Below are 15,369 nucleotides of genomic sequence, written 5' to 3' on the forward strand. Positions count from 1 at the left end.
TGTGGTCACGATGCGGCGGGCCGCACCGGTGCCAATTCTTTGGTGTTCAACGCGTGCTGTAGGGCGTTGCTCAGGTGCACGCGGGTTGTGGCAATGGCCAGGGCCGGATCGCCGTCCGCAATGGCCTGGGCAATGCGCTGATGCTCGTCCGCGGCGGATGCCAGGCGTTGCGGATCCGACTTGGAGAGCTTGCGGACTCGGGCCAGGTGCAGCCGGACGCCCGCTTGGGCCTGGCGCAGGAACGGGTTCGCGGCGGCCTCGTCAATGGCGGCGTCCATGCGCTGAACCAGTTCGTAATAGGAGACGTGGTCCGGATCGTCGTCGCTGGTGAGGCCGTCCACGGCGCGACGCAGGTCAGCGGCGAGCGCGCGAAAGACCTCGGGGTTGCCGCGGCGGGCGGCCAACTCCGCGGCTCGGCAGTCGAGGCTGTCGCGGAATTCGTAGAGAGAGCGCACATCCTCGGCGGAAATGGTCGCCACGACGACGCCGCGCCCGTTGTGGGGTTCGGTCAGGCCGTCCGCGGTGAGCCGGGACAGCGCTTCCCGCACCGGCGTGCGGGAGATGCCGAGCCGCTCGGACAACTCGACTTCGCCGAGTACCTGCCCCGGTGACAAGCGCCATTCCACGATGTCTGCGCGCAATGCCTGGTAAGCGCGTTCCCCAGCTCGCATGACACCTCCTTCTCAGTCGCAGCAATCAGTTCGAGTGTATACACAGATGGCGGATCAGGGCGAGACTTTCCGGAGATATTCCCGAAAAAGCCAAGTTATGTATACAAAGCTGTTGAAACGTGTGACTCATAACACTAGCCTGGAGGCCTAGCCATCCAGCGAGTCCCACAATGATGTCGGAGTGATCATGTCCCAGGCTACGTACGCATCCGTTTACGAGAACAGTGTCAGCAACCCGGAGCAGTTCTGGCTCGACGCTGCTCAGGCCGTCGAGTGGATTACGCCTCCCAGTAAGGCCCTCGATGACTCCAAGGCGCCCATCTACCGTTGGTTCCCCGACGCGGAGTTGAACACGTGTGCCAACGCACTGGACCGCCACGTGGCAGCCGGACACGGAGACCGCACCGCCCTCATTTACGACTCGGCCGTGCTGGACATCCAGGAACAGATTTCCTACGGCGAGCTCCTGGAGCGCGTGAAGTTGTTTGCCGGCGCGCTCGCGGACCAGGGCGTGCGGAAGGGGGACCGTGTTCTGCTGTACATGCCCATGATTGCGGAGTCCGTGGTCGGGATGCTCGCGTGTGCTCGTTTGGGCGCGGTTCACTCGGTCGTGTTCGGCGGGTTCGCTCCCCGGGAGCTCGCCAGCCGCATTGACGATTCCCGGCCGACCGTGATCGTGACGACCTCGGGTGGCGTTGAACCCAAGCGCCGGATCGAGTACATCCCGTCCGTCGAGGAGGCCCTGGAGGTCAGTGACCACGCGCCGTCGGCGGTCCTGGTCCACGAACGAGAGGGTTTCGAGAACACCGTGGCCCACGCTCGCGAGCGCGCTGACGGCGTGGCGAACGCCCCCGCATGGCTGTCCTGGACCGAGGCCCTGGAAAAGGCTGAACCCGCGGACGCCGTGACCGTGGCGGCCACCGATCCGCTCTACATCCTCTACACCTCCGGAACCACGGGTAAGCCCAAGGGCGTGGTGCGCGACAACGGCGGGCACGCTGTGGCGCTGACGTGGTCCATGAAGAACATTTACGACGTGGGTGAGGGCGAGGTCATGTGGACCGCCTCGGACGTCGGCTGGGTCGTGGGCCACTCCTACATCGTGTATGCGCCGCTGCTGGTGGGTGCCACCACGGTTCTCTACGAAGGGAAGCCCGTGGGCACCCCGGATGCCGGTGCCTTTTGGAAGCGGATCGACAATCACGGTGTGAAGGCGCTGTTTACCGCGCCCACCGCCCTGCGCGCGATTCGTAAGGCGGACCCCGAGGGTGACTTGGTCAAGGACTACGACATGTCCTCGCTGCAGGCGCTGTTCGTGGCCGGCGAGCGCCTCGACCCGGAGACCTATCACTGGGCGGCCAAGGTGCTGGACGTTCCCGTGATCGACCACTGGTGGCAGACCGAAACCGGATGGGCGATTTGCGCCAACCCGTTCGGCATCGAAAAGTTGCCGATCGTGGCAGGCTCACCCACCGTTGCGGTACCCGGTTACGCTGTGGAGATTTTGGATCCGCTGGGCGGTCCCGTTGCGCAGGGGGAGGAAGGCAACATTGCGGTCAAGCTGCCCTTGCCTCCCGGCACGTTGGCGACCCTGTGGGGTGACGACGATCGCTATATTTCCTCCTACCTCGAGGCCTTCCCGGGGTATTACGCCACCGGGGACTCCGGGTTCATTGACGAGAACGGGTACGTGTACGTGATGGGCCGTACCGATGACGTGATCAATGTGTCCGGGCACCGCCTGTCCACGGGCCAAATGGAACAGGTCGTGGCCACCCACCCGGATGTCGCGGAGTGCGCGGTGATCGGCGTCAACGACCCGCTCAAGGGTCAGCGCCCCTCCGGTTACGTGGTGCTCAAGACCGGTTCCGAGATCAGCAGTGACGAGCTGGCCAAGGACCTGGTCAAGCTCGTGCGCTCGGGGATCGGGCCGGTGGCGGATTTCAAGGATGTGGCCGTGGTGGACGCACTGCCCAAGACCCGGTCGGGCAAGATCTTGCGTAAGACCATGCGTCAAATGGCCGACGGGGAAAAGTACTCGGTGCCCTCCACCATTGAGGACGACTCGGTGTTGGAAGCGCTGCATTCGATCCTGGCACCCAAGTCCTGAGGCGTGGGCCTGATTGCCGGCGTCGCTTCGCAACCCGTCATGTCCCCTCCGGTCACCGACCGGAGGGGACAATGTGTGTTAGACATACTGTGATCCGCTAAGGCTGCTGTGGATCGCACCGATCAACCGTTCCCCGGGCACTGTTTTCGCGGGCAGTTGAGCGGCACCCCACCCCCCCGCACGTAAGGCCACCATGTCCGCCACACCCCATGTCGTAGCAATTGTTCCGTGCCACAACGAAGAAGGCGCCATTGCCAAGGTCGTTTCCGATCTCCACGCGACGCTCCCCGGTATCGACGTCTACGTGTATGACAACTGCTCCACGGATCGCACGGCACAGGTGGCCGAGCGTGCCGGAGCCCATGTGCGCCACGAGACGGAGAAGGGCAAGGGCAACGTGGTTCGTCGGGCCTTCGCCGATCTCGACGCGGACGTCTATCTCCTGATCGACGGGGACGACACGTACGACGTGGCCGACGCTCCCGGCATGATCGACACCCTCCTGGCCGGGCCCTACGACCACGTGCTGGGAGTGCGCAAGCAAGTGTCGGAGACGGCCTACCGGTCCGGTCACGCGTCGGGGAACAAGTTTTTCAATTCCATGGTCAGCTTCGCCTTCCGGCGCGAGGTGTCCGACATGCTCAGCGGCTACCGTGTGTTTTCCCGGCGCTTCGTCAAATCCTTCCCGGCACTGTCGCGTGAGTTCGAGATCGAGACGGAACTGACGATCCACGCCGTGAATGAGCGGGTACCTCAGACCGAGGTCCAGGTGGGCTTCCGTGATCGCGCCGAGGGTACCGAGAGCAAGTTGCGCACCTACCACGACGGTTTCCGGATTCTGCGCATCTTCTCCCAGCTGCTGTTCCATGAGCGCCCGTTCCTGATCACGAGTATTTTCTCCGGGATCCTCGCGGCCCTGGGGCTCGTGTTCGGACTGCCCGTTGTGGTCGAGTACTTCCAGACGGGCATGGTGCCGCGTTTTCCCACGGCGTTCCTGGCCTCCGCGCTGTTCATCCTGGCAGGGGTGTTCCTCCTCATGGGTGTGCTGCTCAACGGTCAGGTGAAAATGCGCAGGGAGGCCTCGCGGTTGTTCTACCTCCGGTTACCGGCGCCGCCGTTCGGCGCGAAATCCCCGCGCAGTTCACGGCTCACGGACCACACGACCACCGAGGATGTTGCCTGATGGACGTCTCCCGTTACATGAGCCGAGAAATGCTCCGGCGTCATCTCAACCGAGAAACCCTTCACCGCGTCAAGGACGACTGGCGGTGGCGGCCGTTCCTCAAGGGCCTGGGAGTCCTGGTCGCCCTGCAATTCGTGCTGTTCGGACTGCTCATCGTGGGGCAGGCCGTTCCGGACAAACCGATCGTGGACAACCTCGTGTCCTCGATCGAGAAGAACACCTACGGCCCGAGTGGAATCCCTGATCGGATGGGTACCCAGTCGGACACGTTCACCGAATGCGTGGTGGTGGGAACCGGACTCGGAGCGCCCCCGGACGAGTCCGCCCTGAGCCGGGCCGCGCGCATGCCGCGCATCGACAACTGCGCCGGCGGCAAGCAGGACATCGCGGAACTGGCGCAGGGCAAGGTGTTCGAGGACAGCAACTATTACAAGTACTGGGCCGGCTACACCATCATCACGCGTCCCTTACTGGCCACGGTCGGTCTCGAAGGCCTGCGCATCGTCTCCGGCACCCTGATGATCGCGGGGCTGTTCGCCGCCCTGGTGCTGGTCCGGTCGAAAACATCCACCGCGGTGACCATTGCGCTGTTCCTCCCGTTCGTCATGGGGACCAATATGCTCTCTACCCCCTCCACGTCGTTCAGCCAGTCCATTGCCATCACGTTCATTTTTCTCTCGGTGATTCTCACCGCGGTGGGATTCACGAGGTCCACGTACCTGGGCCTGTTGGGCGCGGGAGTGGGGGCGGCAATGTTCTGCTACGTGGACCTGCTGACCACACCGGCCATCCCGTGGGCCATGTCCGCCTTCGTATTGACTGCGGCGGTCTGGTACCGCGAACGTGACCTCAGGAGCGCGGCGACCTGGGGTGTGCTGGCCGCTGTGGTGTGGCCTGCCACCTTCGGTCTCACCTGGGTGTTCCGCTGGATCTTCGGGGCGCTGTTCTTGGGAATCGGCGAGACGATCGCCATGGTTCGACAAAATGTCGGGTTCCGGACCGGCGGGAGTTTCGGGGGCGTCTCGGACGCGTTCGGTGCGGGCGTCGCCAGCAACGTGTCGTTCTGGTGGAACAACGTTCCCACCGCCCAGTTCGTCTTCTACGGATGTCTGATTGCCGCGGCCATCGGCCTTGTCCTGGCCGTGCACCGCGGGGGAGTGGGCCGCCTCAAGATCGCGGGCGTGCTCGCGCTGCCCCTGTTGATCCCGCCGTTGTGGTACATCGTGGTCAGCAATCACTCTCAGATTCACGAGTTCTTCGTCAATCGCGGGGTGCCCGCCGCGCTGGCCGTGTTCACGGCAGCGTGCTGGGCCGCAGCGGTCCGAACAGCGCCTCCCGTGGGAGAACGCATACCCATCGAGGTGCCCGAGACCACGACAGGGTCCACGTCGGTTGGTTCGCTCCCGCATGACGGCGGTAGTGTAGGGCGTTGAGACCTGACCAGTGACTTGAGGAAAGCAGGCCGTAGCACGTGAGCAAAGCCAGTGATGAGAGGTTACCCGAGCTCGATGACCAGTCATCGGGTGCCGTAGGCCCCACCGGCCGTCCCGTGCGCACCTTCCCGGATCCGCCCGAACTCACGGAGCACGGTCCCGCCCGCATCATCGCCATGGTGAACCAGAAGGGTGGCGTGGGTAAAACCACCTCCACCATCAACCTGGGTGCCGCGCTCGCGGAAACCGGCCGCAAGGTGCTCCTGGTGGACTTCGACCCGCAGGGCGCACTGTCCGCCGGTTTCGGATCCAACCCGCACGAGCTGGACCTGACCATCTACAACGTGATGATGGACCGCTCGGTGGACGTGTGGGACGTGGTGCAGGAAACCCACGTGCCCAACGTGGACCTGCTGCCGGCCAACATCGATCTCTCCGCCGCCGAGGTACAGCTGGTGACCGAGGTGGCCCGCGAACAGGTACTGTCCTCCGCGCTGCGCAAGGTCGAGGAATACTACGACGTGATCCTCATCGACTGCCAGCCGTCCCTGGGGCTGCTGACCGTCAACGCATTGACCGCCTCGCACGGGGTGATCATCCCGCTGATTTGCGAATTCTTTGCGCTGCGTGCCGTGGCCCTGCTGGTGGACTCCATTGAGAAGGTTCAGGATCGCTTGAACCCCAAGCTGCAGATCGACGGCGTCCTGGCCACGATGTTCGACTCGCGCACCTTGCACTCGCGCGAGGTCATTGCGCGCATCGTGGATGCCTTCGGGGACAAGGTCTTCGACACGGTCATCAAACGAACCGTGAAGTTCCCGGACGCGACCGTTGCCGCCGAGCCGATCCTCAACTTCGCCACGAACCACCCGGGTGCCGAGGCCTACCGTCAGCTCGCACGCGAGTTGATCAGCCGCGGCGGTGCGCCGTGATCTCCGCAGCCCGCCCCGCTCCGGGCCCGACGTCGCACGGGGCCACCTCACGAGCATGAGCGTTGTCGCCGAGCGTCCCGCGGACTCGGACCCCGGTTTCACGGTGGCCCTGGAAAACTTCCAGGGCCCCTTCGACGTGTTGCTCTCCCTGATCGCCAAGCACGAAATGGACATCACCCACGTGGCGCTGTCCGTGGTCACGGATGAGTTCATCCGCTACGTGAAGGCATTGCAGGAAGAGGGCTCGGTCAAGGCCCTGGACGAGGCCAGCGAGTTCCTGGTGGTCGCGGCGACCCTGCTCGACCTCAAGGCCGCGCGCCTGTTGCCGCGCGGGGAGGTGGAGGACGACTACGACGTCGAACTTCTCGAAGCCCGCGACCTCCTGTTCGCGCGATTGCTGCAGTACAAGGCGTTCAAGGAAGTGGCCGGGCAACTCAACCGGCGCCTGGCCGCGGAGTCGGTGCGGATCCCGCGGCAGGTGGACCTGGACCCCGCGGTGACCGCTGCCCTGCCGCCGCTGACGTGGACGCTCACACCCGACCAGTTCGCCCAGCTCGCCGTTGCCGCGCTGGACCCTGAACGGCACGTTCCCGACGAGGTCAACGTGGAGCACCTGCACGGTGCCGCGGTGCGCGTGGCGGACGAGGCCGAGACCCTGGCCGGCATCCTCAGAGACGGTGAGGACCACAGTTTTGCCGCGCTCATCGCGGACGCGGAATCCACCCTGGTGGTCGTGGTGCGGTTCCTGGCGCTCCTGGAAATGTTCCGTGATCGTGTGGTGCGGATCCGTCAGGACGAGGTGCTCGGGCCGCTGCTCGTGCGCTGGGTCGGTCCGGACGACTGGACCTCGGAAGGACTCAACAGCGAGTACACGGGTGCGGAGACGGAGCTCGAGGACCCCGCACCGAGCGAGAACGGCCCCGGGGAACAGCCCCCGGCAACGGCGGCGCCAAAAACCTGAAACAATGAGACACGTCATGGATCGGTGTGAACCGTACCGAAGGAGATGATGTCAGCGTGGTAGACGAACCACACGCGCAACCCCCGACCGATATCCACGCGGCTCTCGAGGCCGTCCTCATGGTGGCCGCAGCGCCCGTCCGGGAAGAAGAACTCGCGCGCTCCCTCAACGTGCCCGTGCACGCGGCGCGCAGCGGCCTGGAATACCTGAAAGCCGAATACGACGGCGTGATCGGTCCCACCCCCGCGGCCCCACCGGAATCACCGCACCTCGGATATGATGGAGGGTCGGCCCCCAGAATGCGCGGTTTCGAACTGCGCCACGTGGCCGGCGGCTGGCGCATTTACTCACGCAGTGAGTACGCCCAGCTCGTGACCGACTTCGTGGTGGAAGGCAGCAGCTCGCGCCTGTCGCAAGCAGCCCTGGAAACCTTGGCCGTGGTGGCCTACCTACAACCCGTGTCCCGCTCCCGGATCTCAGCGATCCGCGGCGTCAACGTGGACGGCGTGGTGCGCACCCTGGTGCAACGGGGCCTGCTCACGGCACACGAACGTGAGGAATCCACGGGTTCCGTGCTCTACTCCACCACCCCCTTGTTCTTGGAAAAGCTGGGACTCGGTTCACTGGATGAACTGCCAGACATTGCCCCACTGCTTCCCGGAACCGACCAACTTGAAGACTTAGAGGACTGATCTCAGCATGGCTCAATCACGTAACAACTCCTCCCGCGGCGGAGCACCCCGCGGCGGCGGCAAGCCCGGCGGCGGCGCTCGCGGTCCGCAGGGTCGCGGCAAGGGATCCAAGGCCGGCCCCAAGGGCGGTTTCAGGTCCGGGCCGAAAACCGGGCCGCAAACCGGACCCAAGTCCGGACCGGGTAAGCCCAAGGCCTCGGCGGGGCAGAAGGGCCCGCAGAAGCCCCGCGCCTTCGGCGGTGTGGACAAGTACGAGCGCCGCGCCTCGGCGATCAAGGAGCACGGCCCGCACCGGCGGCGTCGTCCCAAGAACCCGCCCGTGGACCGTCTGGAAGCCCACGACGAGAACGGCGTGCGCCTGCAGAAGCTCATGGCCCAGGCCGGTGTGGCCTCGCGCCGCGTGTGCGAAGAAATGATCCTGGACGGCCGCGTGGAGGTGGACGGCCAGATCGTCAACGAGCTGGGCGTGCGCGTGGATCCCGCGCTGCAAAGTGTTCACGTGGACGGCATGCGGATCCAGACCGACGAGAAGCTCGTCTACTACGCGTTCAACAAGCCGGCCGGCGTGGTCTCCACCATGGAGGATCCGGACGGCCGCCGCTGCGTGAGTGACTTCCTGGATATCCGCAAGCACGAACGCGTCTTCCACGTGGGCCGTCTGGACGTGGAGACCGAGGGTCTGCTGCTGCTCACCAACGACGGCGAACTCACCAACCGCCTGACCCACCCCTCCTACGAGGTGCCCAAGACCTATTTGGCGCAGGTGCACGGACCCGTGGAGAGGGGCGTGGGCAAGCAGATGCGCGAAGGCATCAAGCTCGAGGACGGCATCGCCAAGGTGGATTCGTTCAAGCTCGTGGACTCCAAACCCGGCCACGTGCTGATCGAGGTCGTACTGCACACGGGCCGTAACCGCATTGTCCGCCGCATGTTCGATGCCGTGGGTCACCCGGTGGAGCGGCTCGCTCGCACCCAGGTGGGCCCGATCGCCATTGGTGATCAGCGCCAGGGCGTGGTGCGCAAACTGTCCCACACCGAGGTGGGCACCCTGCTCGCATCGGTGGGGATGTAACGGTGGTTCCCGCTATGGCCTCCAGCTCCGGACCGGTCCTGGTGATCGGTGCGGGGCTTCTGGGTGCGAGCATCGGGCTGGGACTGCAGCACCTGGGCGTGCGCGTCTACGTGCGCGACTCCTCGCCCACCACGGAGGCCGTGGCCCAGGACATCGGCGCCGGCCAGTCCGTGCGCGCCGTTCACGCGGCGGGTCAGACACTGGCCGATCCCGCGTTGGTGGTCGTGGCCGCGCCGCCGGACGTGGTCTCCGAACTCGTGGTCGAGGCGCTGTCGGATTTCCCGAACGCCGTGGTCATCGACATTGCCTCGGTCAAGTCCGCGATTCTCGACGACGTCGCCGCGGCCGGGGCGGATCTGTCCCGCTACGTGGGCACACATCCCATGGCCGGACGCGAGAAGTCCGGTCCCGTGGCGGCCCGCGGTGAGCTGTTCACCTCCATGCCGTGGGTGATCTGCCCTACCGAAACGACCAGCGCTCGGGCCCTCACCACGGCCAAGAACCTGGCCGTGGACCTGGGTGCAACCGTGACCGTGCTGGACGCGGCCGAACACGACGAGACCGTGGCATTGATTTCCCACCTGCCGCAGGTGATGTCCTCGCTGCTGGCCTCCCGGTTGCAGGACACCCCGCTGCATCACCTGTCCCTGTCGGGTCAGGGCCTGCGGGACACCACCCGCATTGCGGGTTCCGATCCGGCCCTGTGGGTGCAGATCCTGTCGGCCAACGCCCGGCCCATTGTGGAATCCCTCTACGAGGTGCGCACCGACCTGGACCGCTTGATCGCCACGCTGGAGAACCCCACGGCCGGCGGTGCTCGCCTGGACATTGCCCAGCTCATGGCCGAGGGAAACTCGGGCCAGGCCCGGATCCCGGGTAAGCACGGTGGTGCTCCCAAGGCCTTCGCCACGCTCACCGTGGCCGTGGACGACACCCCGGGCACCATTGCTCGGTTGCTCACTGAAATCGGGGAGGCCGGGATCAACCTGGAAGACATGCGGCTCGAGCACTCCCCGGGACAACCGGTGGGGCTGGCCGTGGTCTCGGTGGATCCCAATCGCCGCGATGAACTCGTGGACGCGTTGAACGAACGCAACTGGAAGGTGGTGCAGTAATGGACGCACGCGATGAGAACGCCCGATTGGTGGTCGCCATCGACGGGCCCTCCGGTTCCGGAAAGTCCTCCGTGTCCAAGGAAGTGGCTCGCCGTTTCAACCTGGCCTACCTGGACACCGGTGCCATGTACCGCGCCGTGACCTGGTGGTGCCTGCACACGAACGTGGACCTGACCGATGCGGATGCCATTGTCCAGGCCACCCGCACCGTTCCCCTGGACATGGGCACCGACCCCAACGGTGAGCGCATCACCGTGGCCGGTCAGGACGTCCGCTCCGCAATCCGCGGGGATGAGGTGACCGACAACGTCTCCGCCATTGCCACGACCGTTCCCGCCCGTGAGGTGCTGGTGGCCCTGCAGCGCCAGATCATTGCCGATTCCGGTGAGCGCATGGTGGCCGAGGGCCGTGACATCACCACCGTGGTGGCCCCGGATGCCACCGTGCGGATCCTGTTGACCGCCTCGGAGGAAGCGCGCATGGCGCGCCGGGGCAAGCAACTGGGCGAGGCGGCGTCGTCGAACCTGAAAGACCAAGTGGTGGGCCGTGACGCCAAGGACTCCACCGTGGTGAACTTCACCGAAGCGCAGGACGGGGTGCACCTGCTGGACTCGTCCGAGCTGAGCATGGAGCAGACCGTGCAGGGCGTGATCGATCTGGTGATCCGCACCACCCAAACCATGACAGAACGGGCCGCCGGCCCCGATCAATCCCCGGGCGCCCACGCCCAGAGTAAGTGAGGTAGCCATGACCGGTTCCGAAGAGAACAAGGTTGACCCGTACGAGCAGTCCGTGCTCGGCGGGGGCCAGGACGATATTTCCGAGCGGCTGGCCGCAATCGACGACGACGAGGCCGAGCGCCGCGCCGAGGCCCTGCGCGCGGGGCTGTCCGACTACGAGTTGGACGAGGAAGACGCCGCGCTGCTGGACGAGTGGGGCGGCTTTGACGAGGACCGCGAAACGCGTCTGCCGGATCCCGTGGTGGCCGTGGTCGGTCGACCCAACGTGGGTAAGTCCACGCTGGTCAACCGCGTGATCGGCCGCCGCGAAGCCGTGGTGGAGGACACCCCGGGCGTGACCCGTGACCGCGTGTCCTACAAGGCCGAGTGGTCCGGCAAGAACTTCACCCTGGTGGACACCGGCGGCTGGGAGCACGACGCCAAGGGCATTCACGCCCGTGTGGCCGAGCAGGCCGAGGTGGCCGTGCTGAACGCGGACGCCGTGCTGCTGGTCCTGGACGTGACCGTGGGCGTGACCGCGACCGACGAGGCCGTGGTGTCCATGCTGCGCCGCATTAAGAAGCCCATCATCCTGGTGGCCAACAAGGCCGATTCACCGCAGCTGCAGATCGAGGCGTCCAACCTGTGGGCGCTGGGCATGGGGGAGCCGTTCCCGGTGTCTTCGCTGCACGGCATGGGCACCGGTGACGCGCTGGACGCCCTCATCAAGGCCCTGCCGGAATATTCCGAGGTGGCCGAGCCCGAGGTCGAGGGCGGACCCCGCCGCGTGGCCCTGCTGGGCCGCCCGAACGTGGGCAAGTCCTCGCTGCTGAACAAGATGGCCGGCTCCGAACGCGTGGTCGTGGATGAAATGGCCGGGACCACCCGTGATCCCGTGGATGAGATCGTGATGCTGGGGGAGGAGCCCTGGCGTTTCATCGACACCGCCGGTATTCGCCGCCGCGTGCACCTGCAGCAGGGAGCTGACTTCTATGCGTCTCTGCGCACCCAGTCCGCGCTGGAGCGCGCCGAGGTGGCCGTGGTGCTGCTGGCCGTGGACGAGATGCTTTCCGAGCAGGACGTGCGCATTCTGCAGATGACCGTGGACTCCGGCCGCGCCGTGGTGCTCGCGTTCAACAAGTGGGACCTGCTGGACGACGAACGCCGGTTCTACCTGGAACGCGAGATCGAACGCGACCTGGCCCACGTGGCATGGGCCCCGCGCGTGAACATCTCCGCCAAGACCGGCTGGCACAAGGACAAGCTGGTACCCGCGCTGCACACCGCACTGGACTCGTGGGACAAGCGCATTCCCACCGGGCGCCTCAACGCGTTCCTGGGCGAGCTCGTGGCCGCCCACCCGCACCCGGTGCGCGGCGGCAAGCAGCCCCGCATCCTGTTCGGCACGCAGGTTTCCTCACGCCCGCCCAAGTTCGTGCTGTTCACCACCGGCTTCCTGGATCCCGGCTACCGCCGCTTCATCCAGCGCCGGCTGCGCGAGACCTTCGGTTTCGAGGGCACACCCATCGACGTGACCATGCGCGTGCGGGAGAAGCGGCAGCGGAAGAAGTAACTCGTCCAGTTGGTTTGCCGGCGGCTTGCCTGCCGACCTTCTTGACCGACGACGACGCCGGGTCGTCCCGTTTCGTGCGGGGCGACCCGGTGTTGTTGTTGCTGCTGTCCGAATGGTGTTGTTCGTGGGGGAGCGGGGTGCACGCTGGTCGACGGTATGACCGTGGCCGCCCCCGGGCTGCAGTCGTATCGACGGTATGACCGTGGCCATTTCGGGAGGTGCAGTTTCATCGACGTTCCGACCACTCTCCGCGGACCCTCGCAATCTGATGGACATTGCGACCAGGAATCCTCACAATCCGGGTCGCAACGTCGATTAGATTCCCTTCTCGGTGGGGATGCGGGTCTTACCGTCGATGAGAATGCAGTGGCCGAGCTCCCGCCGTGCATACGGGCGCGCAGGGTGGATCCCGTGGGCAACACGGAGGCGGGTTCTTGGTGCCGGGCCTGTCGATGTGAATTTCGATCGACGGTGGGGTAATGTATCTCTGGTGTTCGGGACTGGTTCCCAGTACCGAACATGGTCGCGGGCTGTGGCGCAGCTTGGTAGCGCACTTGACTGGGGGTCAAGGGGTCGCAGGTTCAAATCCTGTCAGCCCGACCAGCGTTTTCTCTTGTGAGAAACAGTGAGGCCTCGGAATCGAAGACGATTCCGGGGCCTTTTCGCTACCCGTCTAACTTCAGTGCCGGTTCGTAGTCGCCAGCGGCGAGTGAGCCCTACTCACAGTCTGCAGTTTCCTCAGCACGCCGCGCGAGGTATACCCCGGTCCGGCTGGCCTTCCGCGTCGCCAGCTCGGCCGGAGTCCCCGCAGCCACCACGGACCCACCGTCAGATCCCGCCCCCGGTCCCATGTCGACAATCCAATCGACGACACTGAGGGTCCGTAGATCATGGTCGGCGATGACCACGGTGTTCCCTGAGTCCACCAGCAACTGGAGCTGCGCGACCAGCAGATCGGCATCCGCGGGATGGAGTCCGGTCGTCGGTTCATCCAGGATGTAGAGGCTGTGACCGCGCGATGCGCGGTGCAGCTCCGAAACGAGTTTGATGCGCTGAGCCTCACCACCGGAAAGGGTCGGCGCGCTCTGGCCCAAACTGACATAGCCCAGGCCGATGTTCTGCAGCAGCGTCAGGATCGCAGAAGCCTTGGGCACGTCGTCAAGGAAGTCGGCTGCCTCGTCCACCGTCATGGCGAGCACTTCCGCGATGGTGCGGTTGCGGTAGGTGACCTCCAGAGTTTCGGGGTTGTACCGCTTGCCGTGGCAGTCGGGGCACGGCGCCGTTTCCGTGGGCATGAACAGCAACTCGATGCTGACCTCGCCGTCACCCAGGCAGGTGGGGCACCGACCCTCGGGCTGGTTGAAAGAGAAGCGGCCGGCCCCGAAGCCACGTTGTTTGGCCCCGGGCTGCGCGGCGAAGAGCTTGCGAACGCCGTCGAACAGCCCGGTGTAGGTGGCCAGGGTCGAGCGGGAGGTCCGCCCGATCGGACGCTGGTCAACTAGAATGACGCGGTCGACGCCGTTCAAGCCGGAAGTGGACGCGGTCTCCAGGCGATCGCTGCCCAGGTCCCAGACGGGAGCGCCGTGGACGAGTTCTTCAGCGACCTCGACGGGGTCAGGGTTGCGCTCCTCATCCGCCTGGGCGTCACCCGCGTCGAGCTGGGCGCGTACCGCATTGGCGAGAGCCGTGAGAACGGTGGTCTTGCCCGATCCGGAGACCCCGCTGATCGCCGTGAACGCGTGCAGCGGCACCTTGATGTCCACGTCGGAGAGGTTGTGCCCAGTGACACCTTGCAGTTCGATCCAGTCCCCAAGTTGACGCGGGGCGTTCGCGCCCGGCGGCTGCGGGGCATTCGGGCCGAGATAGCGGGCCGTGACGGATTCCTCGACCGAGTCCAGACCGTCCGACGGGCCGTTGTAGAGCACGCGCCCGCCGTAGCGGCCCGCACCCGGGCCGAGGTCCACGATCCAGTCCGCAGTGCGGATGATCTGCGCGTTGTGCTCCACGACGAAGACCGTGTTGCCGTCGTCCTTGAGCCGCTGCAGCGCACCGAGGAGCAGTTCGAGGTCGGAGGGGTGGAGTCCGGCCGAAGGTTCATCCAGCACGTAGAGGACGCCGAAGAGTCCGCTGCGCAACTGTGTCGCCAGGTGCAGCCGCTTGAGTTCTCCGCTCGACAGGGTCGAGGTGGGCCGCGCGGTCTCGAGGTAGCCGAGCCCAATATCGATCATGGTCTTGATGTGGTCCTGAAGGACATCAATGAGCGCGAGGGCGGCCTGCCGGCGTTCAACGGAGAGCTCGTCGGTCGCCGGGTGGGTGCGAGCGTCGTCGAGGAACGAAGCGAGGTCGGCAAGGGGGAGGCGAGCGGCGTCGGCGATGTCCACACCGGCGATGGTGACCGCGAGTGCTTCCGGATTGAGGCGCTTGCCGTGGCAAACGGGACACAGCTGGTCCGTCATGAAGGAGGCGGCCGTCGCCCGCATTCGGGCCGACGGCGAATCTGCAAAGGTGTGCTCAACCCACCGTTTGGGGCTCATGTACGTGCCGTTGTAGCGATCATCGACGCGAACGGTGGGTTGCTCGTCCGTGGTGAGGACCCACTCGCGCGTGTCGGTGGGCAGTGACTCGAACGGCGCGTCGATATCGATGCCGAGCACCCGGAGGATGCGCCGGTTGTTCTTGCCACCGAACGCGCCTGGCCACGCGACAATGGCGCCGTCGTCAATGCTGAGCGAGGGGTCTCCGACGAGTTTGTCGATGTCGACCAGGAGGAGCCGTCCCATCCCCGAACACGTGCGGCAGGCACCCACGGCGGTATTGGGGGAGAAGCTGTCCGAATCCAGGGGAGCGGCATCGCGGGGAAAGGTGCCCGCGAGATCGGCCGGGCGGTAGCCCTCCGGGTAGGTGCCCG

At 65.7% G+C, this 15,369-nt stretch carries 12 protein-coding genes and 1 tRNA gene; 11 read left to right on the forward strand and 2 right to left on the reverse strand.

The features are described from left to right. Positions 1 to 5: 5 nt before the first annotated feature. A complete protein-coding gene (locus tag ABEA06_RS01375; protein ID WP_345310315.1) occupies positions 6 to 671 on the reverse strand; it encodes a GntR family transcriptional regulator in 666 nt (221 codons plus the stop codon). Between the two features lie 187 nt (positions 672 to 858). Here ABEA06_RS01375 and ABEA06_RS01380 point away from each other — a divergent pair, with 187 nt between their 5' ends. The 11 genes from ABEA06_RS01380 to ABEA06_RS01430 all read left to right on the forward strand — a co-directional run bounded on the left by ABEA06_RS01380 (position 859) and on the right by ABEA06_RS01430 (position 13,064). Continuing rightward, positions 859 to 2,781, forward strand: coding sequence for an AMP-binding protein (locus tag ABEA06_RS01380; RefSeq protein WP_345310316.1), 1,923 nt, complete (start codon positions 859 to 861; stop codon positions 2,779 to 2,781). Between the two features lie 193 nt (positions 2,782 to 2,974). Then, complete coding sequence (locus tag ABEA06_RS01385; protein WP_303383584.1) at positions 2,975 to 3,964, forward strand: glycosyltransferase; 990 nt, start codon at positions 2,975 to 2,977, stop codon at positions 3,962 to 3,964. Continuing rightward, entirely contained in the window at positions 3,964 to 5,397 is a 1,434-nt protein-coding gene (locus tag ABEA06_RS01390; protein ID WP_345310317.1) for a hypothetical protein, read from the forward strand. The genes ABEA06_RS01385 and ABEA06_RS01390 overlap by 1 nt, the downstream gene beginning before the upstream one ends. Positions 5,398 to 5,435: 38 nt before the next feature. Next, positions 5,436 to 6,329, forward strand: a complete 894-nt coding sequence (locus tag ABEA06_RS01395) for a ParA family protein (RefSeq protein ID WP_312395984.1) — start codon at positions 5,436 to 5,438, stop codon at positions 6,327 to 6,329. A gap of 55 nt (positions 6,330 to 6,384) precedes the next feature. After that, a complete protein-coding gene (locus tag ABEA06_RS01400; protein WP_345310318.1) occupies positions 6,385 to 7,290 on the forward strand; it encodes a segregation and condensation protein A in 906 nt (301 codons plus the stop codon). Between the two features lie 56 nt (positions 7,291 to 7,346). Then, positions 7,347 to 7,982, forward strand: coding sequence for an SMC-Scp complex subunit ScpB (scpB, locus tag ABEA06_RS01405; protein ID WP_303383271.1), 636 nt, complete (start codon positions 7,347 to 7,349; stop codon positions 7,980 to 7,982). Between the two features lie 7 nt (positions 7,983 to 7,989). Beyond that, a complete protein-coding gene (locus tag ABEA06_RS01410) occupies positions 7,990 to 9,054 on the forward strand; it encodes a pseudouridine synthase (protein ID WP_345310319.1) in 1,065 nt (354 codons plus the stop codon). A 14-nt stretch (positions 9,055 to 9,068) separates the two neighbouring features. Continuing rightward, entirely contained in the window at positions 9,069 to 10,169 is a 1,101-nt protein-coding gene (locus ABEA06_RS01415) for a prephenate dehydrogenase (protein ID WP_345310320.1), read from the forward strand. Continuing rightward, positions 10,169 to 10,909, forward strand: coding sequence for a (d)CMP kinase (gene cmk / locus ABEA06_RS01420; protein WP_345310321.1), 741 nt, complete (start codon positions 10,169 to 10,171; stop codon positions 10,907 to 10,909). Before ABEA06_RS01415 ends, cmk begins: the two co-directional genes overlap by 1 nt. A 7-nt stretch (positions 10,910 to 10,916) precedes the next feature. Further along, positions 10,917 to 12,461, forward strand: a complete 1,545-nt coding sequence (gene der / locus ABEA06_RS01425; RefSeq protein ID WP_345310322.1) for a ribosome biogenesis GTPase Der — start codon at positions 10,917 to 10,919, stop codon at positions 12,459 to 12,461. A gap of 526 nt (positions 12,462 to 12,987) precedes the next feature. Then, a tRNA-Pro gene (locus tag ABEA06_RS01430) sits at positions 12,988 to 13,064 on the forward strand. Positions 13,065 to 13,177: 113 nt separating this feature from the next. On the opposite strand, the gene ABEA06_RS01435 is transcribed toward ABEA06_RS01430, so the two are convergent. Next, complete coding sequence (locus tag ABEA06_RS01435) at positions 13,178 to 15,241, reverse strand: excinuclease ABC subunit UvrA (protein WP_425559483.1); 2,064 nt, start codon at positions 15,239 to 15,241, stop codon at positions 13,178 to 13,180. Positions 15,242 to 15,369 lie beyond the last annotated feature (128 nt).

The sequence above is a fragment of the Kocuria gwangalliensis genome (assembly GCF_039544365.1).
Lineage (GTDB): Bacteria > Actinomycetota > Actinomycetes > Actinomycetales > Micrococcaceae > Kocuria > Kocuria gwangalliensis.

What these genes read in the sequence shown, in the direction of transcription:
- ABEA06_RS01400 (WP_345310318.1), top strand. Translation starts at nt 6,385, where the DNA reads ATGAGCGTTGTCGCCGAGCGTCCCGCGGACTCGGACCCCGGTTTCACG.
- der (WP_345310322.1), top strand. Translation starts at nt 10,917, where the DNA reads ATGACCGGTTCCGAAGAGAACAAGGTTGACCCGTACGAGCAGTCCGTG.
- ABEA06_RS01390 (WP_345310317.1), top strand. Translation starts at nt 3,964, where the DNA reads ATGGACGTCTCCCGTTACATGAGCCGAGAAATGCTCCGGCGTCATCTC.
- ABEA06_RS01380 (WP_345310316.1), top strand. Translation starts at nt 859, where the DNA reads ATGTCCCAGGCTACGTACGCATCCGTTTACGAGAACAGTGTCAGCAAC.
- ABEA06_RS01415 (WP_345310320.1), top strand. Translation starts at nt 9,069, where the DNA reads ATGGCCTCCAGCTCCGGACCGGTCCTGGTGATCGGTGCGGGGCTTCTG.
- ABEA06_RS01385 (WP_303383584.1), top strand. Translation starts at nt 2,975, where the DNA reads ATGTCCGCCACACCCCATGTCGTAGCAATTGTTCCGTGCCACAACGAA.
- ABEA06_RS01375 (WP_345310315.1), bottom strand. Translation starts at nt 671, where the DNA reads ATGCGAGCTGGGGAACGCGCTTACCAGGCATTGCGCGCAGACATCGTG.
- ABEA06_RS01435 (WP_425559483.1), bottom strand. Translation starts at nt 15,241, where the DNA reads ATGGGACGGCTCCTCCTGGTCGACATCGACAAACTCGTCGGAGACCCC.
- ABEA06_RS01410 (WP_345310319.1), top strand. Translation starts at nt 7,990, where the DNA reads ATGGCTCAATCACGTAACAACTCCTCCCGCGGCGGAGCACCCCGCGGC.
- cmk (WP_345310321.1), top strand. Translation starts at nt 10,169, where the DNA reads ATGGACGCACGCGATGAGAACGCCCGATTGGTGGTCGCCATCGACGGG.